Raw genomic sequence first — 22,560 nt, 5'->3', positions numbered from 1 at the left:
GCCCGCCTCCAACGACACAGCATTACCGATTCGCTCTTTGCTCTCACATTCAAGGTACGTAGTTGCGCTTCAGCGCTCTTTCTTGATATTTAGGTAAAGAGCGCAAAGATCACAACTACATACCTAAACCAGCGCCATCACCTGATAACCAGTTAATTTTATGTGGCGCGGGCGATCGAATTCCCAACTTCCCAACTGTCAACTAGGAGGGCGAGCACGGGGGCATCGCCCCTACAACTGTCAACTGACAAATGTCATGCAATTCTCACTTTCCTCAACAGACAATTTACCAACAGTTTGCTCGCATCCCCAGCCGAGAGCGCCTTGCTAAAATAGTGACCCTGAATTTCGTGACAGTGGAGCGATCGCAAACAATCCAACTGCTCTTTAGTTTCTACTCCCTCAGCTACCACGCTCAAATTCAAATCTCGCCCCAGAGTCGCTACAGCATTTGCGATCGCCCGTTCGCACGGATCAGTCGTCAGTTCGCTGACAAAAGATTTGTCTATTTTCAAGATATTCAACGGAAACTTTTTGAGATAATTTAGAGAACAATAACCAGTACCGAAATCGTCCAGCGCAATCTGCACTCCCATAGCCTGCAACTCCCTCAGAACTTTTGTGGTATAATCCACATCTTGCATAGCTGTAGTCTCCGTGATTTCTAACTCTAAATACTTCGGTGCTAAACCAGTTCTTTCCAAACAGTTCGCCACCATTTGCACTAAATTAAATTGCTGAAACTGCCGCGCCGAAAAGTTGACCGCTACCCGCAAATCTGGTTGCAAAGCATCCTGCCAAGCTTTATTTTGAGTGCAGGCAGTTTGCAGCACCCATTCGCCAATAGGGACAATTAATCCGTTCTCTTCGGCGATCGGAATAAATGTTGCCGGAGAAACTAAACCTAATTCTGGATGTTTCCAGCGCAGCAGGGCCTCCATCCCCTGGATTTTCCAAGTAGTGATGTTGACTTTTGGCTGGTAAAAAACCTCAAATTCTCCCTGTTCTAAAGCCTCGTGCAACCTGTTTTCTATATTTAGCAACTGGCTGCCTTCGGGATTAAGTGTTGCAGTGTATAATTGATAATTATTTCTTCCCCTTTCCTTAGCGCGGTACAAAGCAGCATCGGCATTTTTGACTAAAGTTTCGGCATCTTCGCCGTCGTTGGGATAAAGGGCAATGCCGATGCTGCTACTGATGTGAAACGCCTGTTGTTCTAGTTTAAATGCTGGTTTTAAATTGTCGAGTATTCTTTGAGCTGTTTTAATCGCATCTTCTAAGCAATTGATTTCGGGAAGCAATACAGTAAATTCATCGCCTCCCCAGCGGGCTACCGTATCCGTCGATCGCAAAGTGTCGCTGATGCGTCCGGCAAAACCTTCTAACAGGCGATCGCCCGCAGCGTGACCTAGTGTATCATTAATCTTTTTGAACCTGTCCAAGTCTAAAAACATCACAGCGAGCATTTTTTCATTTTTTTTAGCTTGTTTTAATGAAGCCAACAGGCGATCGTTAAACAGTATCCGGTTCGGTAAACCTGTGAGTTGGTCATAAACAGCTTGATAGCGAATAATTTCTTCAGCTTGCCTGCGCTGAGTGATATCCATCATAGTGCCAATCGCCCGCACTGCTTGGCCGCTAGCATTGCGGATAATGTAACCGCGATCGAGCACAAAAACATATCCCCCATCTGCGCGGCGAAAGCTGTATTCCTCCGACCAACATTGAGCGTCTGAGTTCATTGTTTCGTTGAAGCTAGACTTCACTCTTTCCCGTTCTTCGGGATGAACATTCAGCCACCACAATTCTAATTCTATCGTCTGAGTTTCGTTGAGTTTGTATCCAAAAACTTTTTCAAACTCTTCGCTCAACCAATACTCATTTCTTGACACATTAAAATCCCAAACCGCATCATTTGTTGCCCGTGTCAGCAGGTGAAAGCGTTCTTCACTTTTGCGGAGTTTTTCTTCAGATTGCCAGCGTTCCGTTACATCCCGAAAGCTGAACACTCGACCAGTAATTTTGCCTCCAGTATGCTGCGGTAGCGAGTAGCGTTCGACAATTCTGCCATCTTGAAACTCGATGACATCGAAACTTTCTGCTGCGGGGATATCAGACAATTCTTTAGCACGGCTGAGAAAGATTTCCGGGTATTTTAACTGGTTAATTCCATACCCCAAAATTTGGTTGCTATCTCTCGAATCTAGCAGAAAATCTGGCAACTGCCACATTTGAGCAAACTTGCGGTTAAAGCTGACAACTTTTCCGCTACCGTCCACCGCCAGAATTCCGTCAGCAGTAGATTCAATGGTTGCTTGAAGCAAAGAAAGAGATGTTTCTAGTTCTAACTCTGCTAATTTGCGATCGCTAATGTCAAAAGCTGTGACTAATATTGACGCTTTTCTCTCATATTTGATAATATCAACAGTGGCTTCTATCCAGCGAGTTTCTCCAGTTTTCGTGATAATTCTCACTTCATATTTTGAGCCTGAACTGTCTCGCGGATGGCGGGATTTACCCCATTGTTTAACTGTCGATCGAAAATCTGGATGAATAAAATCGTATAAATCCAATCCTAGCAATTCTTCGCGAGTATATCCAGTTAAAGCTTCTGTCTGAGAATTGACATAGCGCAACTGTCGGCGCTGATAGATAAATGCAGCAGCATTAACAGTTTCTACCAGTTGCCGAAACTTTTTTTCACTGCGCCGCAAATCTCTTTCAGCCCGCTTGCTATCGGTAATATCTTGTGCTACATATAACTTGCCGCTCACTTCACCTTTGCCGTCGCGAATAGTTGAAATTGAAAGCAGTACAATTATTTTTTTACCCTGTTTGGAAAGGTAGACTTTTTCGACGTTGCGGACAGAACCTTGGGCTGTTAATGTTGCTGATTCTAATCCGGCTGCCGGTGATTCAGTTTGTTTGAAAAGTCCAGCTATTTGTTTGCCTAACAACTCTTTTTTAGAGTATCCTAAAAGTTGACAGGTAGCTTGGTTAGACGACAGGATATGACCGCCGGGAGTTGTAGCAACGATCGAGACGCTCATTTCCTCGCAAATATCCAGGGCGTATTCCGCAGTTTGCTGCAAATCTTGGGTCATTTTGGCAATAGTATCCCCGATATCTTGTTCTTTTTTTTGACGCAACACTTTTTTTGCTTCTGGTAGCTTTTCTTTCTCTGTTTCAGAGTGAGATTTCCCGCTCGCCTTAGATAAGATAGTTGCTGTGTTCGTCCTGATTAATAACGAGATTATTATAGAAATAAAAGCCAAAAAAGAACAGATTGTTTCCCGACCAAAACTACGTTTATTTTCGGAATTTTGCGGAGAATGTATAAAGTTGTCGCTTGGTAAATGTACAGCTTCTCTTTGGGATAAATTATCTACAAATAAGTCGGCTGTTGCCGAAGTAGTGGGGCGATATGACGCTCCCAAAGAGCTAAGTTTCTCAGGCTCCACCACAATTTCTTCCACACCGCGATTGTCGGTTATATCCCCTATACTTGCCGACAATTTTATTGAATTAATGCTACATTCAACACCAAAAGTAGCAGCAGTCAAAGATGCCAAAATGAATTGATACGTAATTTTCATTTGCTCCAGTTCCTGATTTTAAAAAGATGTCTTCCTGTCTCAAGAAATCTAAATACTTTGAGCATATGTTGAGGAATTACAGAAAGAATAGCACCTGAATTTATGTTGCTTTAGTAAATTGAAGAGCTCAAAAATAAGAATTTATCTTTGTAACTAATTATAATTTTAATCTTAATTTAAGATCTGTCATCGGCCATTGTGCCACAAACTATCCGCCATTATGCCTAGACATCGGCTGGGATCGCGCTAAAATTAGAAAATTCCCGCTCATAGGCGGCGGAGATTTGTTAGAAAAATAAACAATTAGCTTAAGATCGATGCAGAGATCCACGAATTGAACCAATGAGTCAGACGATCCCAGAACTCCAAACAGAAGTCCGCGCGCTGCAAGCAGAAGTTGCCTCTCTGCAAGAGGCGCGGGAAAAACTTTGCCTACAGCGCTCAGAGTGCCGAGTGACAGTCAGTTTTCCCAAGAATAATACTCCTGAGGCCCTTGCCGAGTTCCACCAGCAAAATGCTGCTTTTGGGGAGCAGTGGTTGCAGCAAATCCAGGAAATTGACCGAGAGACTAAAATTATTGAAAAGCAACTGGAAGCAAAACAGGCTTTACTCAATTACAAACAAGGTGAACTAGATAAATTGCTGGCGGGAGAACACTGGAAAGAAGTAGAAAACCACGTTCAAACCGGGGAAAAGCGCTTGCAAGCACAAGCTCGCAAAATTAATCAAGCAGCAGCGCAGCTAGAGGCAGAAATCCAAGATTTAAAAGCACTGTACGAGTTACTCAATCCCAGTTACTCGGAGTGGTTTAAACAACAAACTCAAATTGTTGATTTTTCCGCAAAAACTATTCCTTATGCTTTCCCTACCAGTAGCGGGTTAATTTTGGGAAATAAGGAGATAGAGTGGGAGAAAAAGTAGTTTTGAGTTGTGAGTTGCGAATGTAAATTAGTATTTGAGTTCGTCGTGAATTTTCTGAAGCAAGTAACAGGAATTACAGAACTACAGTGAAGCAGGTACGTTGTTGGGCTTTAGCCCTCTTTAATATATATGTCTAAAGAGCGCTGAAGCGCAACTACGTACCTAAGAGCTAGTTATACAATACGATCTTTGAGGATAGCGCTACTAGAAAAAATGTTAAAAACTTTGAGTTTCTTTTTTGGAAACATGGTTATTTTTAACGATGGTGTCAAGTAAAATCACAAACATAATAGCCTAAAATATCAAATAGACTTACTGATGAAACAATTGATTTCGATAGCGCTATTTATTCTGGTTGCGGTGGCAGTTGTGGGTTGGGGTTCTAATTCGTGGCAGCCGAAAACGGCTGTACCGGAAGTTTCGATCGATCGCACTATCCACACTTCCCAAAACCAGTCTCCTGCTGAAAAAAATGCAGTCAGTCAGCCGCAAGTTGACTCGTCCCGGTTGTGGAAACACGTCGAAACTTTAGCAGGAGAACGCGAGGGAGAACGAGCTCGCTCTTTTACGAGAGATTACATTTCCCAACAACTGAAAACCTTCGGTTTTTCACCAAAATTGCAGGAGTTCGATCGCGGAATTAATGTCTTCGCCGAGAGAAAAGGTACTGATTCAAAGGCTGGTGCAATTTTAATTGGAGCACACTACGATACTGTACCACAATCCCCTGGGGCTGACGACAATGCAACAGGAGTTGCGGCAGTTTTAGAAGTAGCAAGATTGCTGGGTTCTCGTCCTACGCCTCGGACATTGCAAGTGGCATTTTTCGATCGGGAAGAAATCGGACTTTTAGGCAGTTTAGCATTTGCGGGTAGCGCGGCGCGGTTAAAAAATTTGCAGGGTGCGATCGTCCTGGATATGATCGGTTATGCCTGCCGCACGGCTGGATGTCAGCGATATCCCGAAGGATTGAAACCGCAACCTTTTCTAGATGCAGCGGGGGTGACTTCTCCCGATAAGGGCGAGTTTATCGCTGTGATTGGGGATGCGGAACATCCGCTGCTTTTGGGTACTTTTGCGGAGTCGCCACAAGCTGATTTACCACCGGTGATGACGCTGCCGGTTCCCCTGAAAGGGCTGCTGACTCCCGATGTTTTGCGTAGTGACCACGCGCCTTTCTGGTATAAAGGAGTTGGTGCTGTGTTGGTGACGGATACTGCAAATTTGCGATCGCCCCACTACCACCAGTCTACCGATACACTCGCAAATATCGATCGACCTTTTTTCGCCGGTTCTGCCCAAATCGTTGTCAATGCCACAGCTAAACTATTGGATATTCGGTAATAGGGAATAGGGAATAGGGAATAGGGCATTGGGCATTGGGCATTGGGCATTGGGCATTGGGCATTGGGAATAGGGCATTGGGCATTGGGCATTGGGCATTGGGCATTGGGCATTGGGCATTGGTAATGGCTAATTTTTCCTTCTTCCTTCTTCCTTCTTCCTTCTTCCTTCTTCCTTCTTCCTTCTTCCTTCTTCTTTACAAGAAATGACTAACAAAGAAAACCTGCGACAGCATTTACTGCAACTAGACAATCGAAGCTACAAAGCCTACAAAGATATTCAAGGTAGCTATGATTTTTCAGAATTCACATTAATAATTGATTATGTTCAAGGAGATCCCTTTGCATCTCCCAGTAAATTTAGAGTCAAAGTTCCGCCCAACATTGCTCGAATTCCCCGCGAACTTTTCCAATCTCGCAGTCGAGAAATAGCCCTGCGAGATTACCTAACTCGCCAGTTTGACAAAGCAGCATATAGCACCAGCAGCAGGCGCGGCAGCGGTAAAAGCGGTACGATCGCAGTGAGTCGGTTCGGCAAAGAAGTTTTAGAACGAACTTCGGCATTTATTCTAGACTCAACTGCATCAGAGTTCGGAGATTTAGGAGGAGTTGAAATCCGATTTTCCGTCGGACTTCCGGCGGGCGGGCGCAGTATTTTAGGGCGACAAGCTGCTCAAATGCTGTGCGAAGATATCCCGCAAATTGTCAGCCAAGCTTTGAAATATTCTAGCTTAAATGCTGCGGAATGTCGCCGTCATGTTGAAACTGTAGAAGATGCTGATTGGTTGCGGCAGCAGTTAGCTGAAAATGGATTAGTTGCGTTTGTTGCTGACGGTTCTATTTTACCACGCCGCAGCGGTGTTGACAACCGTTCTCTGTTAAATGATGCTGTGGCTTTTGTGTCGCCCCCGTCGTTAAAGGTTGAGTTTAATTGTCCGAATCGCGGTTTGATTTCCGGTATGGGAATTCCCGCTGGGATTACTTTGATTGTGGGCGGTGGCTATCACGGCAAATCAACTTTACTCAGGGCGATTGAGTTGGGAGTTTACAACCATATTCCGGGTGATGGTAGGGAATTTGTGGTGACAAGTCCGGCGGCGGTGAAAATTCGGGCGGAAGATGGCAGAAGTGTGGCGTCGGTGGATATTTCTCCTTTTATCAATCATTTGCCGCAAGGTAGAGATACTGTACAATTTTCTACTGCAAATGCGAGCGGCAGTACGTCGCAAGCTGCTAATATTATTGAGGCTTTGGAGGTTGGGAGAAGGAAGTTCGGCAACGGATTCTGTAGCGGATTTAACGGATTTAACGGATGGATTTCTAGTGAAGAAGGAAGTTCGGCGACGAGCAATGTACGGGATTTAACGGATGGGTTTTCAGGGAAGAGGGGGGAATCTCGATCTTTTGTGATGGAGAGTCAATTAGTCGCGGATTGTGAAGGGGATTTAGTACCTGTTTTGTTGGTGGATGAGGATACGGCGGCGACTAATTTTATGATTCGCGATCGCAGAATGCAGGCCCTGATTGCTAAGGATAAGGAACCGATTACGCCGTTTGTCGATAAAGTGAAACAGTTGTACGCAGATTATGGCGTATCGACTATTTTGGTGATGGGGGGAAGTGGGGATTATTTTGATGTGGCGGATACTGTGATTTCAATGGATAGTTTTGAAGCATATGATGTGACAGAAAAAGCTAAAGAAATCGCAAATAATTACTCGACGAGTCGCGCTGCTGAAGGGGGAGAAAGTTTTGGTGAGATTACTCAAAGAGTTCCGGTTCCTGCTAGTTTAGATCCGAGTCGGGGACGGCGAGATGTGCGGGTGAAGGTGCGGGATGTTGATGAATTGGCTTTCGGAAGTGAGGAGATTGATTTGGGCGCTGTCGAGCAAATTGTGGACAGGGGACAGTTGCGGGCGATCGCCTCGGCAATGGTTTATGCTAAGGGGCAGTACATGGACGGGAAGCGCACTTTGTCGGAAATTATCGATTTGGTGATGGCAGATATTGACGCCGAGGGAATGGATATTTTATCGTCTTTTCCTGAGGGGGATTTTGCTATGTTTCGTCGCTTTGAATTGGCGGCGGCTATTAATCGGCTGCGAAGTTTGTCGGTTGTTCGTAGTGCGGACTGAAGTCCGCATAATGCGGACTGAAGTCCGCACTACGAACCGCACTACGAACAGTTGATAGTTGACAGAATGAAGAGGGAATAGGGAATAATTAATATAGATGTAACGCGGGCGGAAGACGATAGTATAGATAATTTGCATAAGTTCGCAAATAAATAAGTGGATTGTTGCCTCACTTTTGATATGCTGACAAAAGTGTATGCAAAAAAGGCTATTTCAATATGATAGGTAATATAGGACAACCGACTGCTGTCAGCGATCGCCCTTATTTGGTATTAACGAGTCAAGATCAAAGCATACAGTTAGAGTTAAAACAGCCGCAGCACGTACTGGGGCGCGATCGCACTCGTGCTGATTTGGTTGTTCCCGAACCCTGGCGGGCAGTTTCGGGGGTTCACGCTGTGTTGCGCCAAATTGGCCAAAATTACTGGATTTACGACGGTGACGGCCAGCAGCCGAGCACTAATGGCTTATTTGTCGATCGCACTCGCATCACTCCCAATGACGGTTATTGTCTCAAAAACGGTACAGAAATTAAAATTGGTCTCGATCCCAAAAATCAAGTTTTGGTGACTTATTTTAATCCCCTGGCGAGTCAAATCTTTCCCCCCAGCAAACAGTCAATTCCCCTCAGCAATCGATCGGTTTTGTTGGGCCGCGATCCAAATGCTTCGCTACAATTAGATGCGCCGCTGGTTTCGAGGCGACACGCGACAATTGATGCTGACAGTCGCGGCAATTATATTTTACGCGATCACAGTGTTAATGGTGTTTTTGTCAACGGTCAGCGCATCACAAATTCTGTACAGTTGGCCGAGGGAGATGCGATTCGGATCGGCCCGTTTACTCTAACTTACCGCAATCATACGTTAGAGGTGCAAGACCGAGGCAGTCAAATTCGCCTGGATGCTGACAATCTGGTGATTCCCAAGCGTTTGGATCGTATCACTTTGGCGATCGAACCGGGGCAGTTTGTAGCTTTAGTCGGCGGTAGCGGTGCGGGTAAATCTACTTTAATGCGGACGCTTTTAGGCATTGAGAAAACTACTGAAGGCGCTGTGTTTCTCAACGGCGACAACCTGCGCCAAAACTTCAATATTTATCGCAATCAAATCGGTTATGTCCCTCAAGATGATATTATTCACGCAGATTTGACAGTAGAAGAAGTATTGAGTTATGCCGCTAAATTGCGCTTACCTCCCGATACAAATGTTCAGCAAGTAGTGACCAAAACTTTAGAAGATATTGAAATGACTCACCGCCGCACTGCTGTTGTCAAAGAACTTAGCGGCGGACAGCGCAAACGGGTTAGCATCGGAGTTGAACTGTTAGCAGATCCGAAACTTTTCTTTTTGGACGAACCGACTTCTGGGCTGGATCCGGGTTTGGACAAGAAGATGATGCAACTGCTGCGAAAGTTGGCAAGTCAAGGCCGCACTGTGATTCTGGTGACTCACGCGACGGCAAATATCACAATGTGCGATCGCATTGTGTTTATGGGCCGCGGCGGACGGCTTTGTTACTTCGGCCCGCCTGGGGAAGCCCTCGATTTTTTCGATGTCAAAACTGGGGATTTTGCCGACATTTACAACGAATTAGAAACAGGAGAAACCAACGTTCAAAGCTGGGCGGAAAAGTTCAAGAAATCTCCCTACTATCAGCGCTATATTGTCAACCACTTCAGCACCGGCAACGCTAGTGGAAAAACGCCCGCTGCGCCTCCCAAACCCAAATCTGTATCTTTTGTCAAACAACTTGTTTTGCTAGCCCAGCGCTATTTTCAGCTTACTTCCCGCGACCTAGTTAACTTAAGTTTAGCTCTATTAACGGCTCCGATCGGAATTAGTTTGCTGCGGCTTGCCGTCAGGGACAAAGACCCGTTAATTGGCGCGCCGGAGGCAACTTTAGCACCTTTAGCAATGCGAGTTTTGTTTGTGTTTACCTGCGCTGCTATTTGGGTAGGTTTGGCAACTTCCCTGCAAGAAATTGTCAAGGAATCTGCTATTTATTTGCGCGAACGTTTGGTTAATTTAGGATTGTTTGCTTATTTGGGTTCCAAGGTTTTCATACTTTCCGGGTTAGCGGTATTGCAAACGCTGTTGATGGTAGGAGTTATTCTGATTGCTTTCAAATCCCCCGAACCGAGTTTAATTTCTTGGCCGGTGGGAGCAGCTATTACCACTTTTCTAACTTTAATGAGCTGCATCAGTCTCGGATTGCTGGTTTCGGCAATTGTCAAAAATGGCTCTCAAGCTAACAGTGCATTACCTCTAATATTGCTACCTCAGATTATTTTCTCGGGAGTTTTGTTTAGGATGGAAGGTGTGGCGAGCAAGTTTTCTTGGTTGATGTTAAGTCGCTGGTCTGTGGGTGCTTACGGCTCTTTAGTTAATGTAAATTCCCTGGTTCCCGCGCCTACTACTTTGCCGGATGGGAGTACACTTCCTCAGCCGTTTGAGCCTACTCCTGTTTACGATCCGACGTGGCACAATCTGAGTTTAAATTGGGGGATTTTGTGCGTGCATATTTTCGTGTATTTGATGTTGACTCTGTGGTTGCAAAAGCGGAAAGATATTTTATAGCAGTTGACAGTTGACAGTTAAAAAGTTAATACCGTAGGGTGCGTCGCCATGAATCATCTACTAGAAAAAGTGAAAAATCTCACAGCGACGCACCTTTGACAGTTGACAGTTGACAGTTGACAGTTTAAACCAAGAAGGGCTAAAGCCCAACAACGTACCTCTTCTTTCTGAGAAGCGTTATACAATTAGAAATCTGCACTTAGTTAATGCCCAAAATCTGAGAATTAAATGTTAGTTAAAACCAACGCCTTAGTAGAAATTCCTGCATCACCGGAAATAGTCTTTGATTTTGTGACATCTCTGTCAAATCTGCCAAAAGTCTTTCGCGGATTCGGGCCGATTCCGGCAATTGTGAAAGCTGAAATGGCTGATGGTGGAGAGATGCGTGAAGGTGGCGTGCGGCGGATCGAAAATTCCGACGGTTCGGTGATTGATGAAGAAATGATTAGTTTCCAAAAGCCTGAAAGACAAAGCTATCGATTGGTTAGAGGGTTTAAGTTTCCGATTTCTCTACTGATTGAGTCTGGTGGCGGAGATTGGAAGTTTGCTGCTACAGAAAAGGGAACTCGGATTGATTGGGAGTTTTACTTTATGCTGACTTCTCCGGTATTATATCCGGTTGGGTTGTTGTTGGTTCAGGTTTTTATGAACAAAGCTATGCAGCAGTGTTTAGACAATATTCAACAATTTTTGGCTAGCCAAAGCGAAGGGATTGTATGAATTATTGGCTGATGAAGTCGGAACCGGATGTTTATAGTATTGCGGACTTGCGGCGTGACAAATTTTCGATTTGGGATGGCGTTCGCAATTATCAAGCGCGCAATTTTATGCGGGAAATGAGTTTGGATGATTTAGTATTTTTTTACCATTCTAATACTAAAACTCCGGGAATTGTTGGGTTGGCGCGCGTGGTTGAAACTGGGATTGCTGACCCGACTCAGTTTGATGTGAATAGCGAGTATTATGATGCTAAATCTCAGCTTGATGCGCCTCGGTGGCAGACTGTGAGAGTTGAGTTTGTTGAGGAGTTTGCTAATTTAATATCTTTGGATGAACTCAAAGCAAAATTTAGTGCTGATGAGATTTTGGTGGTGAGGAAAGGTAATCGCTTGTCGGTGATGCCGATATCTGAAAGTGCGGCGCAGAAGATTTTGAAGCTGAGGTAATTATAGATTAGTAGGGTGCGTCAGCCGATCGCCATTTTAGCAAAAATCGAGCAGATTAAAGCTGACGCACCCTACAATTATTAACTGGGGCGGGCACGGGGGCACCGCCCCTACAATACCCTAAATACCTGCCGCACAAACCGCCGCTCCAATTAACCCGACATTGCCATTCAAAACCACCCGCACCGGCATCATTTCTAATAGCGAATCCATCCGACCTTTGTGGGTAAAAGCTCGCATAAAACTGCCTTCTAGAATCAGTGGCAAAATCTTCGCAGCGATGCCACCGGCTACGTACAAACCGCCGTAAGGTAGAAGTGAAACAGCCATATTTCCGGCTACCGCACCGTAAGCTTCTACAAACATTTGCATTGTTTGTTCCGAAAGCCGATCGCACTTTTGGAGTGCAGCCGCCGCAATTATCGCCCCCGGATCGACTGTTTTCTCGCTTTTGCCGATTTCCGACTCCCATTGATCGATAGCTTTTCCCACTTCGGCTGATTCAGGAGCAAACTTGCGATCGCGCAAAAACTGGTAAATTGAAACAATCCCTTGTCCCGAAACTACACGCTCGATCGATATTCTTTGAATGTCATGTTTTGCTAACAAATATTTTAGCAAATCAAACTCTAACTCCGAACGAGGAGCAAAATCACCGTGTCCCCCTTCCGAAGAAAAAACCCTGATCCCATTTGCTTCGGGAATTGCAAAACAATGTCCCAAACCTGTACCCGCACCAATCACAGCAATTGGATCGTGCTGACTGGGTTTTCCTACTTGCAAGGTGTGTAAATCTGTAGCTTCCAAACCACACACGCCGTAACCAACCGCTACAAAATCATTAATTAAACTGACGCGGGAGATTCCTAATTCTTGTTCCAGACGCTTTGCATCCAGCAGCCAAGGCAAATTAGTCAGTTTGGCGCTGTTGTTGACTACCGGCCCGGCGATCGCAAAACAAGCTTTTTCAGGCTGCGGTGCTAAATCTAGTTTTGTAGCAGCTTCCGTCAAAAACTGTTGAACTATCGGCACTAAATCGGGAAACTCCCCGCTTGGATAGCGAAACTCGTAAAGAGCATTCATTGCACCATCAGCAGTCCTTTCTACCAAGCGCAAAATTGTCTTAGTTCCGCCAATGTCGCCCGCTAATAATAATGCCATAAACCTCCGATAAAACAGTTGACAGTTGACAGTTGACAGTTGACAGTTGACAGTATTGTCCACTGTTAAACCAATAATTTTTAGGTTGGATCCAGCGAAGCGTAGGGTTCACTTCGTTGTACCTCACATCTTGCATCATTGTCAGCAAAAGGCTTGTTGAGAATGGTGCAACATCTCAGTTCTACCCAACCTACTTATCACTATTAACAACTATAGATCCCTGACCCCGCGATCGAGAAACGGTTTGATTTGGCTACTATTTAACTGTCAACTGTCAACTGTCAACTGTCAACTGCCAACCAAGCCCGCAACACTTCGGCCACAGTCCAAGCTTGAGCCGTGCAGCCCCGGGGCGAGTGGGGGGCGTCGCCTTCAAAAATTTCGCCGAGACTGCCAACTCCGCCAGCCGTTATATGATGTGCCATCGGTACCAGGAATTCGCGAGCTTGTGCTGGGTCTTTGTATACGTGCAAGTGCGCCAAGACAAACGGGCCGATCAGCCAACCCCAAGCTGTGCCTTGGTGATAGGCGCTGTCGCGCTGCAATTGGTCGCCCTGATATGCGCCGCGATACTGCGGGTGTTGCGGCGATAGGCTCCGCAGGCCGTGGGAAGTGAGAAGCCCCTGAGCGCAGGCGTCCACGACGGCGCGGCGCTGTACGGGCGTGAGTAACGGTGTATAACGGGTTTCCTGGCGCTTGCCCTCGTACCCAGGAATCGAGTCCAGGGGCAAGGAAACGGCGAATATTTGGTTGGGCCGCAGGGAAATGTCGTGTCCGTCGGGGCCGTCGAGAACGTCGTAGCAGTAACCGGTTGAGTCGTTCCAGAAGCGATCGAATCCGGTGGCGGTACGATCGCCCAACTGCTGGTATTCATGGTGAGGCTTGCCCAGTTTTCGAGCAAAACTTGTCATTGCTTGCACGGCATTGTACCAAAGCGCGCTAAGTTCGATCGGCTTACCAATCCGAGGAGTTACCACCCAATCGCCGATTTTCGCGTCCATCCAAGTCAGTTGCACGCCGCTTTCCCCCGCGTAGACTAAACCGTCGTCAGGATCGACGCGGATGTTATACCGAGTTCCGTTTACGTGCCAATCCACAATCTCACATAGTGTCGGCCAGAGTTCCGCCAAAAGTTCGTCGTCTCCGGTGCAATCGCAGTAAGCGCGAACCGCCTCAAAGTACCACAGCGTGGCGTCTGCGGTGTTGTATTCCGGAGCGCCCCCGGCATCCGGGAAGCGGTTTGGCAGCATTCCCCGATCGACATACCGTGCAAATGTTCGCAAAATCGATCGGGCAATTTCCCACCGCCCGGTACAGATTGTGAGACCGGGCAGGGCGATCGTTGTATCGCGCCCCCAGTCGCTGAACCACGGATATCCGGCGATAATGGTTTTACCCTCGGGTTCCTTTGGTAGCGGGCGGTTGACGATAAATTGGTCGGCTGCTAGCACTAAGTGCTCGATCCAGTCGGGAGATTCGCTGATTTTTGAGCAGTTTTGCAGCAGCGCTCGATCGCCCGCTTGGCGCAATTCTAAAGCTGTGTCGCCGTTGAGCTCGGGATTTTTCTCGGTACTTGCGATCAGTGTCAGAGATTGTCCTGGTGCGATCGCAAAGTGAAAAGTCGCCGCGTGCAAGTGATCCTCGCAGTAGTCCAACCCGCGCCGCTGTTCGGCCGCCAAATTAAATCCGTAGTGCCAATTGTATAAGGGCGTAGAGACTCGAAATTTAGCCTCTGGAGTAGCATCTGCCAGCAGGTACAGGGGTGCGGCTCCGTCAAAAGCCGTCACGCAAACCCCTTGTGTCAAAGTTTCCAGACTCACAGGCCAGTCGCCGGCGCTTGTCATGTGGTGGTAGTCGCGGTAGTTGACTAGGGCTTTGACTGCGATCGCGATCGGTTGTGAGGCGCGGTGCAAGCGGTATTGAATGTATGTTGTGTTAGCACCTTGCTGCATCCAAATCCGCTTGGACAGGATAGCGTCGGCGAGGGCATACCTCCACACAGGCGTCGTACCTTCGAGGTGGAAGCTTTCGATGCAGTTGTAGCCGTGGGGTTCGATCGTACTGTCGGCCCAGCGGTTGGTATAAAGCGGGTAGGCGCGATCGGCATACACGGCCGTCTCGTCTAGCTTGGCGAGCATCAAAGTCCGTGCCAGCGGGGGTTTGAGGGCAGCCACCAGCAGCCCGTGATAGCGGCGGGTGAGGAGATTTGCGATCGTCCCGCTAGCATAACCGCCGATTCCGTTTGTCACCAACCACTCGCGAGACTCCGCCGAGTCGAGATTGCAGCAGATTTCCCGTCCAAAAGCAATAACCATAGGATACACGCTCGCGCTGATTTGCTATCTACCTTTAGGTATATTCTAGACCTTATAAACCAGAAATATTAACTCTGGCAGGTGGCCAAGAATGGCGATCGCCAAGAGTGCAGATTCATGCTCTAATTTATACATAACGAACCGCTACTTTTGCCCCAGCGATAATTCTAACCGTTGCTCTGTCTGGAGTTAGTTGTTTGTAATTTTAAGTAATCTTACCATCAGAGGCGCTCTCACCTCAAGAACACAGCATTTGATTGCGTCCCAAGGGCGATCGGACAACCAACCTATTTTATAAGGAGAACCACTCAAAGTGAAGATAGGAGCAAATTACCTCGGCAACAACCAATGTGAGTTTACAGTTTGGGCGCCCACAATTAAACAAATAGCAGTCCAAATAGTTTCCCCAGAACCGCGCCAAATACCCATGCAACAATCCGCAGAAGGTTACTGGCAAACCACAGCTACAGACATCGCACCCGGAACCCTTTATACCTACCAACTCGAAGGAAAAACCGACCGACCAGACCCGGCATCAAAATATCAACCCCAAGGCGTCCACGCCCCCTCGCAAGTAATAGATCGAGATGCCTTTGCTTGGACAGACAAAAATTGGCAAGGCGTGCCACTGTCGGCAATGATTATCTACGAACTGCACGTCGGCACATTCACCCAAGCCGGAACATTTGAAGCAATAATTCCCCAACTCAAAAAACTCACAGAATTGGGGATTAATGTCATCGAAATTATGCCAGTTGCCCAATTCCCAGGCGATCGCAACTGGGGATACGACGGCGTATATCCCTACGCCGTTCAAAACTCCTACGGCGGCCCCGAAGGCTTCAAAAAACTGATCGATGCCTGCCACGAAAACGGCATCTCAGTAATACTCGATGTCGTTTACAACCACCTCGGTCCCGAAGGAAACTACCTCCGCGACTTCGGCCCCTACTTTACCTCAAAATACGGCTCGATTTGGGGAGACCCCCTCAACTTCGACGACGCCTACAGCGACGGCGTCCGCAACTACTTTATTCAAAACGCCCTCTACTGGTTTCGAGACTATCACATCGACGGTCTGAGATTAGATGCAATTCAAGCAATATTTGAAGTAGGTGCCCGACCGTTTTTACAAGAACTCTCCGACGCCACCGCCGAGATTTCCCAAGAAATCGGCAGGAAACTTTACTTAATCGCAGAAAGTGACTTAAACGATGTCCGCACAGTACGTCCCAAAGAACTCGGCGGTTTCGGATTAGACGCCCAGTGGTGCGACGATTTCCACCACGCACTGCACGCCTTGCTCACCGGAGAAAATGACCGCTACTACCAAGACTTTGGCAAGTGCGAACACCTAGAAAAATCCTTCAAAGAAAGCTTTGTTTACTCCGGGCAGTATGCACCTCACAGAAAGCGAAAACACGGCAATTCTGTCAAAGATGAACCGGGGGAGAAATTTCTGGTATTTTCCCAAACCCACGACCAAATCGGCAACCGGATTTTAGGAGACAGACTCTCGCAAATAGTGGACTTTGAAGCGCTGAAACTCGCAGCCGGTACAGTTTTGATTTCTCCCTACATTCCCTTCTTATTTATGGGAGAAGAATACGGAGAAACAACGCCGTTTCTGTACTTTGTTTCCCACTCAGATCCTGACTTAATTGAAGCGATTCGCAAAGACAAGCAACAAGAATTTAAAGCTTTTGAAGACAGAGGCGAATTTCAAGACCCCCAGAGTCCTGAGAGCTTCCAAAAGTGCAAGTTAAACTGGGAAAAATCAACAGCAGGAAAACACAAAATCCTCTGGGAATGGCACCAACATTTGATTCAACTGCGGCGAACAATCCCCGCCCTGAAAAAACTAGACAAAAAAAATCTAGAAGTTTCCAGCATAGAAGCAGAAAAAATCTTGTTTCTCCGTCGGTGGACAGATAACAGCCAGATATTCTGCATCCTGAACTTCAACAAGCAAGAGGTCGCTGTTACGCCCGGACTTCCCCAAGGCAATGGTCACAAAATTTTAGACTCTGCTGATGTAAAATGGATGGGTTCAGGTTCTAGCTTGCCTGAAAACATCAATTCGCAGCAAGAATTGACTGTTAAACCGCAGAGTTTCGCACTCTACGAATTAATCAATTAAACCAATAGGGCTAAAGCCCAACAACGTACCTCTTCTTTCTGAGAACCGCTATAGCTCGCGTCCAGCCACTGTTTGCGTAATTTCTGTCAACTACCCGATCGACTAATCAATCAGGAGTAAAATCAAGATGATGAGAATTCCCACAACCACTTATCGGATTCAATTTCATGCAGGTTTTAACTTTGAAGCCGCTAAACAAATCCTCAGCTATCTGGAAGAATTAGGAATTACCGACATTTACGCCTCACCGATATTCAAAGCCAGAAAAGGCAGCAGTCACGGATATGATGTGGTTGACTCAAATCAAATCAATCCTGAATTGGGAACCTCAGAAAACTTTGAATCCCTCACCTACGAAATCAATAAGCGGAACATGGGATGGCTGCAAGATATTGTTCCCAACCACATGGCTTACGACACTCAAAACTTGTTGCTGTTAGATGTATTAGAACACGGCCCGGATTCGGACTATTTCGATTACTTTGATATTGAATGGAATCACGCTTACGAACATCTCAGAGGTCGAGTGCTGGCTCCGCTGCTGGGCAATTTTTATGGTGAGTGTTTGGAAAATGGCGAGATTCAACTCAAATACAGCGAAATTGGGCTAACCATCAATTACTACAGCTTACAATTGCCTGTAAAAATTGAATCTTATGCTAAGTTTATCGGTCACAATCTGGGGCATTTAGGCAGGGAATTAGGCAGGCGACATCCAGATTTTATCAAGTTCTTGGGGATTCTTTATCTAATTAAGAATACACCTTCTGAAGCTAAAGGTAAAGCCAGATACGATCAGATAGCTTTTGTCAAAGGGCTGCTGTGGGAACTCTACAATCAAAATCCCATCGTCCAGGAATTTATCGATGAAAATATAAAATTTTTTAACGGAGAAAAGGGCAATCCAGAAAGCTTTAATTTGCTGGATGGTTTACTCTCGGAGCAATTTTATCGTCTCTCTTTCTGGAAAGTGGGCGCCGAAGAAATCAACTACCGCAGGTTTTTTACGGTCAACGAACTGATTTCGGTAAAAGTTGAAGAGATTAAAGTTTTCCATAAAAACCACGCTCTGATATTCGACATGGTGGATGAGGGAAAGTTTACCGGATTGAGAATCGACCACATCGACGGACTGTACGACCCCACAGAATATTTGAAACGGCTCCGCGATAGAGTTGGGGACACTTACATTACTGTGGAAAAGATTCTGGAACACGAGGAAGATTTGCCGTCCTATTGGCCGATTGAGGGAACCAGCGGCTACGACTTTTTGAACTACGTAAACGGCGTTTTTTGTCGGTGCGATCGCGAACAGCAATTTAGCGAAATTTATCAGAGATTTACTCGCTTGAATGTTCCTTACGAACAGTTGTTTTTAGATAAAAAAGGGCTGATTGTTGAGAAAAATTTGGCGGGAGATGTAGACAATCTGGCTCAGCTTTTGAAGAATATTTCCGGTCAATCCCGACAGGGAAATGACTTTACTCGTCCGGGTTTGGAAAAAGCGCTGGCTGCGGTTTTGACGATTTTTCCAGTGTACAGAACTTACATTAATCAAGAGGGTTTGCGAGAGTCCGATCGCATTTACGTCAAATATGCGATCGCCCACGCCAAAGAATTAGTACCGCGACTCCTCAAAGAACTGAAATTTATCGAAACGGTGCTGTTACTGGAAGAAGAAGAAACCCTCACAGCCGAACAAAAAGAGGAGCGCAGGCACTTTGTCATGAAACTACAGCAGTTGACAGGCCCCCTGATGGCCAAAGGCGTTGAAGACACGTTGCTATACGTCTACTATCGCCTTTTATCCCTCAACGAAGTCGGAGGAAACCCCAGTCAGTTCGGCGTTTCGCTGGCGGATTTTCACGAGTTCAACAAGCAGCAGCAAGTAGCTTGGCCTCACAAAATGAATGCTACAGCTACCCACGATACCAAACGCGGCGAAGATGTGCGAGCTAGACTTAATGTTTTGTCAGAAATTCCTGAGGAATGGGAACAACAAGTCAGGTCTTGGAGAGAGGTAAACTCTTCTAAGAAAGTCAACTTTGTGAATCGAATTGTTCCCGATACTAACGACGAATACTTCTTGTATCAAACTCTGCTTGGCAGTTTTCCATTTGAGGAAATTGAAAACACCGATTATGTGACTCGCGTCAAAGATTATGCGATTAAAGCCGTCCGCGAAGCCAAAGTTTATACAGCTTGGCTGAGGCCTGACAACGACTACGAAACTGGGTTTATGACCTTTATCGATAACGTTCTCGAACCTTCAGAACAAAATCAGTTTTTCAAAAAATTTCTACCTTTTTGGAAAAAAGTAGCTGATTACGGAATTTTCAATTCTTTATCTCAAACGTTGCTAAAAATTACGTCACCTGGGGTTCCAGACATTTATCAAGGCACGGAATTTTGGGATTTAAGCCACGTCGATCCAGATAACCGCCGTCCAGTGGATTTTGACCGCCGAATCGAGGTTTTGCGGGATATTAAACAGCAAGCTGAGACGGATATGTTGAAACTGGTGGAAGATTTGATTGCCACGCGAGCAGATGCGAGAATTAAGTTATTCTTGACGGCAAGAGTCCTAGAAGCTAGAAAAAAATACTTGCAAGTTTTTCAATCTGGCGATTATCAACCACTGCACGCAGTTGGCACTTTTAAAGATAACGTGATTGCTTTTGCTCGCAGCTTTGAAGATACTACAGTTATTGCGATCGCTCCTCGATACTTGACGGGAATTGTGAAACCGGAAGAAATGCCGATCGGCAAACAAGTCTGGAAAGATACTAATCTGGAATTGTCGGATAAAATGCCGTCGGTTTGGAAGGATGCGATTACCAATCAGCCTGTTGAAAGTAACGGTAAGCTGCTCATTGGTGATGCTCTCAGCTACTTTCCCGCAGCTTTGCTGATTAGTCAATAGTCAGTTGACTGTTGACGGTTGACAGTTGACGGTTGACTGTTGACAGTAGGAGAATTGGTTTTTTATAGCGACAGGGATATGTTCAAACCTGTCGCTGTCGCTCGGTTTTTGGGGTTAAAATAATAGCCAGTAAAAGTCAACTCGACTAATCATATCGTGTCCGGTCGATTGACCGCGATAATATCCGTTCGTAGTGCGGACTTCAGTCCGCAGCATATTGCGGACTGAAGTCCGCACTACGAACAGTTGTTTGTTATAGCGATCGACCGGACATGATGTGGCAAATTCAGATATATACTCTATTAATCCTCTATAGCGAATTATCAAAAACATGAAACAAATTCTCAGTATTATTTTAGTTTTGGGTGCGTGTTTGAGTCCTCTGACTGTGCCGGTGATGGTGCAACCTAGTTGGGCACAAAGTCAAGATGCACAGAGTGAAGAACTTCTGAAACTGATAGAGGAAGCAGATCGACTGCAAAAGCAAGAAAAACACCAACAGGCGATCGAAATATGGCAGCAAATTTTAGCCAGTGCACAAAAACTTAAAAATAGAGAACTTGAAGGCATAGCACTCAATGCTATTGGTCTTAACTACTACGTTATTTCTAGGCTGGAAGAAGCTTTGAAATACTTTAACCAAGCTTTGCCGATCGCCCGAGAAGTCGGCGATCGCTCTGAGGAAGCTGATATTTTGGATAGTATCGGTTCAGTATACCAGACTATGGGACAGCCGCCCGAAGCTTTGAAATATTATAACCAAGCTTTGGCAATTGCACGACAAATAGGCGATCGCGCGCTGGAATCTAGTATTTTGGAGAATATCAAAGAAGTCAACAAAACCAGTAAATAAGTCAGAGTTCACCAAGAAGAATGGGTTTAAAGCCTCCTCCTTCGAGGGGGAAATAAAACAAAATTATTCACTGTTTCATTCCTCGGACTTAAGGGTAGAGGGCGGGCACGGGGGCACCGCCCCTACAACGGATCGACTGTCAACTGTCAACTGTTGAAACTCTCTGCCACAAAGCCAATCCGCCGCCCCTTCCCCTAGCAGCAATTATCCCAGGTTCTACCAGAAAATATGCAAAAAATGCCTGTTTCCCCACACTCAAACTAAAAAAATCCGCTTCCCGCGCTTCACCACCGCGAATAAATCCTTGATACACGGTTTTACCCAACAATTTCACCCTAATTCTGGTAAAATCAAATGCTAATATATTCTGATTGACCAAAAACTTCGTCGGCCCGGAAAGAGTTAATTCGATCGCACCAACGAGCACCGAATTCTCCACTCTGCCGGTTTCACTAGGCTTTTCGCCTTCAGCAACAGGTTCAACTGAGTAAGCAATTTGAATTTTCGCCACCCATTCGGGGATGTAACGTCCGGCGCCTAGCACAATTCCCGCTTTCTGTCGAGTCTTTTTGGTGCCAGTTATAAAGCACAAGCGCCAATTACCGATTAGTTGGTCTAAGGAATAGCGAGTTTTATTTTTTTTGGCGTTTTTCTCAGCTTCTAGGAGGGCTGCGACTACGGTGGTGGATGATGGTTTAGGATTGGATTTGGCGGCTTGTTCTAGAATTGATATGTTTTCCATTTTAACTAACAATAATATAGGAAGGTTCGTTTGCTATTGGATTTTTTTGAGGTAATGAACCGCAGAGGCCGCAGAGGCCGCAGAGGGAGAGGGAAAGAGAGGGGTTTGTAATAATATTAGGGGATGTAGGTAGCGGAGAACAACATGGTGACGATCGCCCCCACGGATACAGAAATCATCATCATCGGCAGCGGTATCGGTGGGTTGAGTTGCGGTGCAATGCTTGCCAGCTATGGCTTTGATGTGATTGTCTGCGAAAGCCATTCGATCGCGGGCGGGGCAGCACACGGGTTCAAAGATAGTCGAGGAGTGTCAACCTACAGCCCCTCTGCGAATCCGCTGCGACAAGTTCTTGATGCGCTGTTGCTGCTAGCGGGGCGATCGCAGCTAATACGATCGCACCCCTGCACAAACATTTAGCAATGCTGCGGGATATCGGTTTAAAATCTTAGACTTATTGAATAAAATACTGCAAATAAACGTACATAGGTTCGTAGTGAGGACTTTAGTCCGCATCCAAATCAGAGGACTCGCATTCCGAACGATCAAACCAGATAACAAACGCCAGTTCAAATCTGAAGTGCAACACCCAGGAGTTTGACCAAGGGGGACTCACAGGGATAGTCTAATGTTTACCACAACAAAAGGACACCCCCATGAGCTACACCCATCTTACTCTTTCTGAG

The 22,560-nt window shown here is 46.1% G+C and carries 15 protein-coding genes and 1 pseudogene; 10 read left to right on the top strand and 6 right to left on the bottom strand.

Translation table 11 applies throughout. The features are described from left to right. Positions 1-254: 254 nt before the first annotated feature. Positions 255-3,596, bottom strand: coding sequence for an EAL domain-containing protein (locus tag QZ918_RS23970; protein ID WP_293339072.1), 3,342 nt, complete (start codon positions 3,594-3,596; stop codon positions 255-257). Between the two features lie 342 nt (positions 3,597-3,938). Between QZ918_RS23970 and QZ918_RS23965 the strand changes: the two genes are divergently transcribed. The 4 genes from QZ918_RS23965 (at position 3,939) to QZ918_RS23950 (ending at position 10,574) form a co-directional block, all read left to right on the top strand. Beyond that, entirely contained in the window at positions 3,939-4,517 is a 579-nt protein-coding gene (locus tag QZ918_RS23965) for a hypothetical protein (RefSeq protein ID WP_293339069.1), read from the top strand. A gap of 318 nt (positions 4,518-4,835) precedes the next feature. Beyond that, complete coding sequence (locus tag QZ918_RS23960; protein WP_293339067.1) at positions 4,836-5,861, top strand: M20/M25/M40 family metallo-hydrolase; 1,026 nt, start codon at positions 4,836-4,838, stop codon at positions 5,859-5,861. 205 nt (positions 5,862-6,066) lie between these two features. Continuing rightward, complete coding sequence (locus QZ918_RS23955; RefSeq protein WP_293339064.1) at positions 6,067-7,995, top strand: ABC-ATPase domain-containing protein; 1,929 nt, start codon at positions 6,067-6,069, stop codon at positions 7,993-7,995. Between the two features lie 218 nt (positions 7,996-8,213). Continuing rightward, entirely contained in the window at positions 8,214-10,574 is a 2,361-nt protein-coding gene (locus QZ918_RS23950; protein ID WP_293339062.1) for an FHA domain-containing protein, read from the top strand. Positions 10,575-10,627: 53 nt separating this feature from the next. Here QZ918_RS23950 and QZ918_RS23945 read toward each other — a convergent pair whose 3' ends face one another. Beyond that, positions 10,628-10,759 carry a hypothetical protein gene (locus QZ918_RS23945; RefSeq protein WP_293339059.1) on the bottom strand — a complete coding sequence of 44 codons (132 nt, stop codon included), beginning with the start codon at positions 10,757-10,759 and terminating at the stop codon, positions 10,628-10,630. A 43-nt stretch (positions 10,760-10,802) separates the two neighbouring features. Here QZ918_RS23945 and QZ918_RS23940 point away from each other — a divergent pair, with 43 nt between their 5' ends. Together QZ918_RS23940 and QZ918_RS23935 are read left to right on the top strand one after the other, a co-directional pair. After that, the gene (locus QZ918_RS23940; RefSeq protein ID WP_293339056.1) at positions 10,803-11,294 is read left to right on the top strand and encodes an SRPBCC family protein; all 492 of its coding nucleotides are present in this window, start codon (positions 10,803-10,805) and stop codon (positions 11,292-11,294) included. After that, positions 11,291-11,740 carry an EVE domain-containing protein gene (locus QZ918_RS23935; RefSeq protein ID WP_293339053.1) on the top strand — a complete coding sequence of 150 codons (450 nt, stop codon included), beginning with the start codon at positions 11,291-11,293 and terminating at the stop codon, positions 11,738-11,740. The genes QZ918_RS23940 and QZ918_RS23935 overlap by 4 nt, the downstream gene beginning before the upstream one ends. A gap of 120 nt (positions 11,741-11,860) precedes the next feature. Here the strand turns inward: QZ918_RS23935 and QZ918_RS23930 are convergent, their stop codons facing one another. Both QZ918_RS23930 and glgX read right to left on the bottom strand, forming a co-directional pair. Continuing rightward, positions 11,861-12,901, bottom strand: coding sequence for a glucokinase (locus QZ918_RS23930; RefSeq protein WP_293339129.1), 1,041 nt, complete (start codon positions 12,899-12,901; stop codon positions 11,861-11,863). 281 nt (positions 12,902-13,182) lie between these two features. Then, on the bottom strand, positions 13,183-15,216 hold the full coding sequence (glgX, locus tag QZ918_RS23925) for a glycogen debranching enzyme GlgX (protein ID WP_293339050.1): 2,034 nt from the start codon (positions 15,214-15,216) through the stop codon (positions 13,183-13,185). A 313-nt stretch (positions 15,217-15,529) separates the two neighbouring features. On the opposite strand from glgX, the gene treZ reads away from it, so the two are divergent. Further along, the gene (gene treZ / locus QZ918_RS23920; RefSeq protein WP_293339047.1) at positions 15,530-17,356 is read left to right on the top strand and encodes a malto-oligosyltrehalose trehalohydrolase; all 1,827 of its coding nucleotides are present in this window, start codon (positions 15,530-15,532) and stop codon (positions 17,354-17,356) included. A 130-nt stretch (positions 17,357-17,486) separates the two neighbouring features. Continuing rightward, positions 17,487-20,279: a malto-oligosyltrehalose synthase gene (treY, locus tag QZ918_RS23915; protein ID WP_293339126.1), complete on the top strand. Its 2,793-nt coding sequence runs from the start codon at positions 17,487-17,489 to the stop codon at positions 20,277-20,279. Between the two features lie 114 nt (positions 20,280-20,393). Here treY and QZ918_RS23910 read toward each other — a convergent pair whose 3' ends face one another. Further along, the gene (locus QZ918_RS23910; RefSeq protein ID WP_293339044.1) at positions 20,394-20,612 is read right to left on the bottom strand and encodes a hypothetical protein; all 219 of its coding nucleotides are present in this window, start codon (positions 20,610-20,612) and stop codon (positions 20,394-20,396) included. Here QZ918_RS23910 and QZ918_RS23905 point away from each other — a divergent pair. Beyond that, positions 20,611-21,132, top strand: coding sequence for a tetratricopeptide repeat protein (locus QZ918_RS23905; RefSeq protein WP_293339041.1), 522 nt, complete (start codon positions 20,611-20,613; stop codon positions 21,130-21,132). The two genes, QZ918_RS23910 and QZ918_RS23905, sit on opposite strands and share 2 nt — an antisense overlap. A 139-nt stretch (positions 21,133-21,271) precedes the next feature. On the opposite strand, the gene QZ918_RS23900 is transcribed toward QZ918_RS23905, so the two are convergent. Next, positions 21,272-21,874, bottom strand: a complete 603-nt coding sequence (locus tag QZ918_RS23900) for a hypothetical protein (protein ID WP_293339038.1) — start codon at positions 21,872-21,874, stop codon at positions 21,272-21,274. A 144-nt stretch (positions 21,875-22,018) separates the two neighbouring features. Here QZ918_RS23900 and QZ918_RS23895 point away from each other — a divergent pair. Further along, positions 22,019-22,237, top strand: a pseudogene (locus tag QZ918_RS23895) (FAD-dependent oxidoreductase); the annotation flags it as partial. Positions 22,238-22,560: the final 323 nt, after the last annotated feature.

Origin of the sequence: Microcoleus sp. CAWBG58 (assembly GCF_020883045.1) — a bacterium.
GTDB lineage: Bacteria > Cyanobacteriota > Cyanobacteriia > Cyanobacteriales > Microcoleaceae > Microcoleus.
Note: the sequence above shows the minus strand (reverse complement) of the source record. Positions and strands in the feature narration are given on the sequence as shown.

Bases quoted from the DNA above. Each gene is read 5' to 3' on its own strand.
- QZ918_RS23970 (WP_293339072.1), bottom strand. From the start codon at position 3,596: ATGAAAATTACGTATCAATTCATTTTGGCATCTTTGACTGCTGCTACT.
- QZ918_RS23965 (WP_293339069.1), top strand. From the start codon at position 3,939: ATGAGTCAGACGATCCCAGAACTCCAAACAGAAGTCCGCGCGCTGCAA.
- QZ918_RS23960 (WP_293339067.1), top strand. From the start codon at position 4,836: ATGAAACAATTGATTTCGATAGCGCTATTTATTCTGGTTGCGGTGGCA.
- QZ918_RS23955 (WP_293339064.1), top strand. From the start codon at position 6,067: ATGACTAACAAAGAAAACCTGCGACAGCATTTACTGCAACTAGACAAT.
- QZ918_RS23950 (WP_293339062.1), top strand. From the start codon at position 8,214: ATGATAGGTAATATAGGACAACCGACTGCTGTCAGCGATCGCCCTTAT.
- QZ918_RS23940 (WP_293339056.1), top strand. From the start codon at position 10,803: ATGTTAGTTAAAACCAACGCCTTAGTAGAAATTCCTGCATCACCGGAA.
- QZ918_RS23935 (WP_293339053.1), top strand. From the start codon at position 11,291: ATGAATTATTGGCTGATGAAGTCGGAACCGGATGTTTATAGTATTGCG.
- QZ918_RS23930 (WP_293339129.1), bottom strand. From the start codon at position 12,901: ATGGCATTATTATTAGCGGGCGACATTGGCGGAACTAAGACAATTTTG.
- glgX (WP_293339050.1), bottom strand. From the start codon at position 15,216: ATGGTTATTGCTTTTGGACGGGAAATCTGCTGCAATCTCGACTCGGCG.
- treY (WP_293339126.1), top strand. From the start codon at position 17,487: ATGAGAATTCCCACAACCACTTATCGGATTCAATTTCATGCAGGTTTT.
- QZ918_RS23905 (WP_293339041.1), top strand. From the start codon at position 20,611: ATGAAACAAATTCTCAGTATTATTTTAGTTTTGGGTGCGTGTTTGAGT.
- QZ918_RS23910 (WP_293339044.1), bottom strand. From the start codon at position 20,612: ATGTTTTTGATAATTCGCTATAGAGGATTAATAGAGTATATATCTGAA.
- QZ918_RS23900 (WP_293339038.1), bottom strand. From the start codon at position 21,874: ATGGAAAACATATCAATTCTAGAACAAGCCGCCAAATCCAATCCTAAA.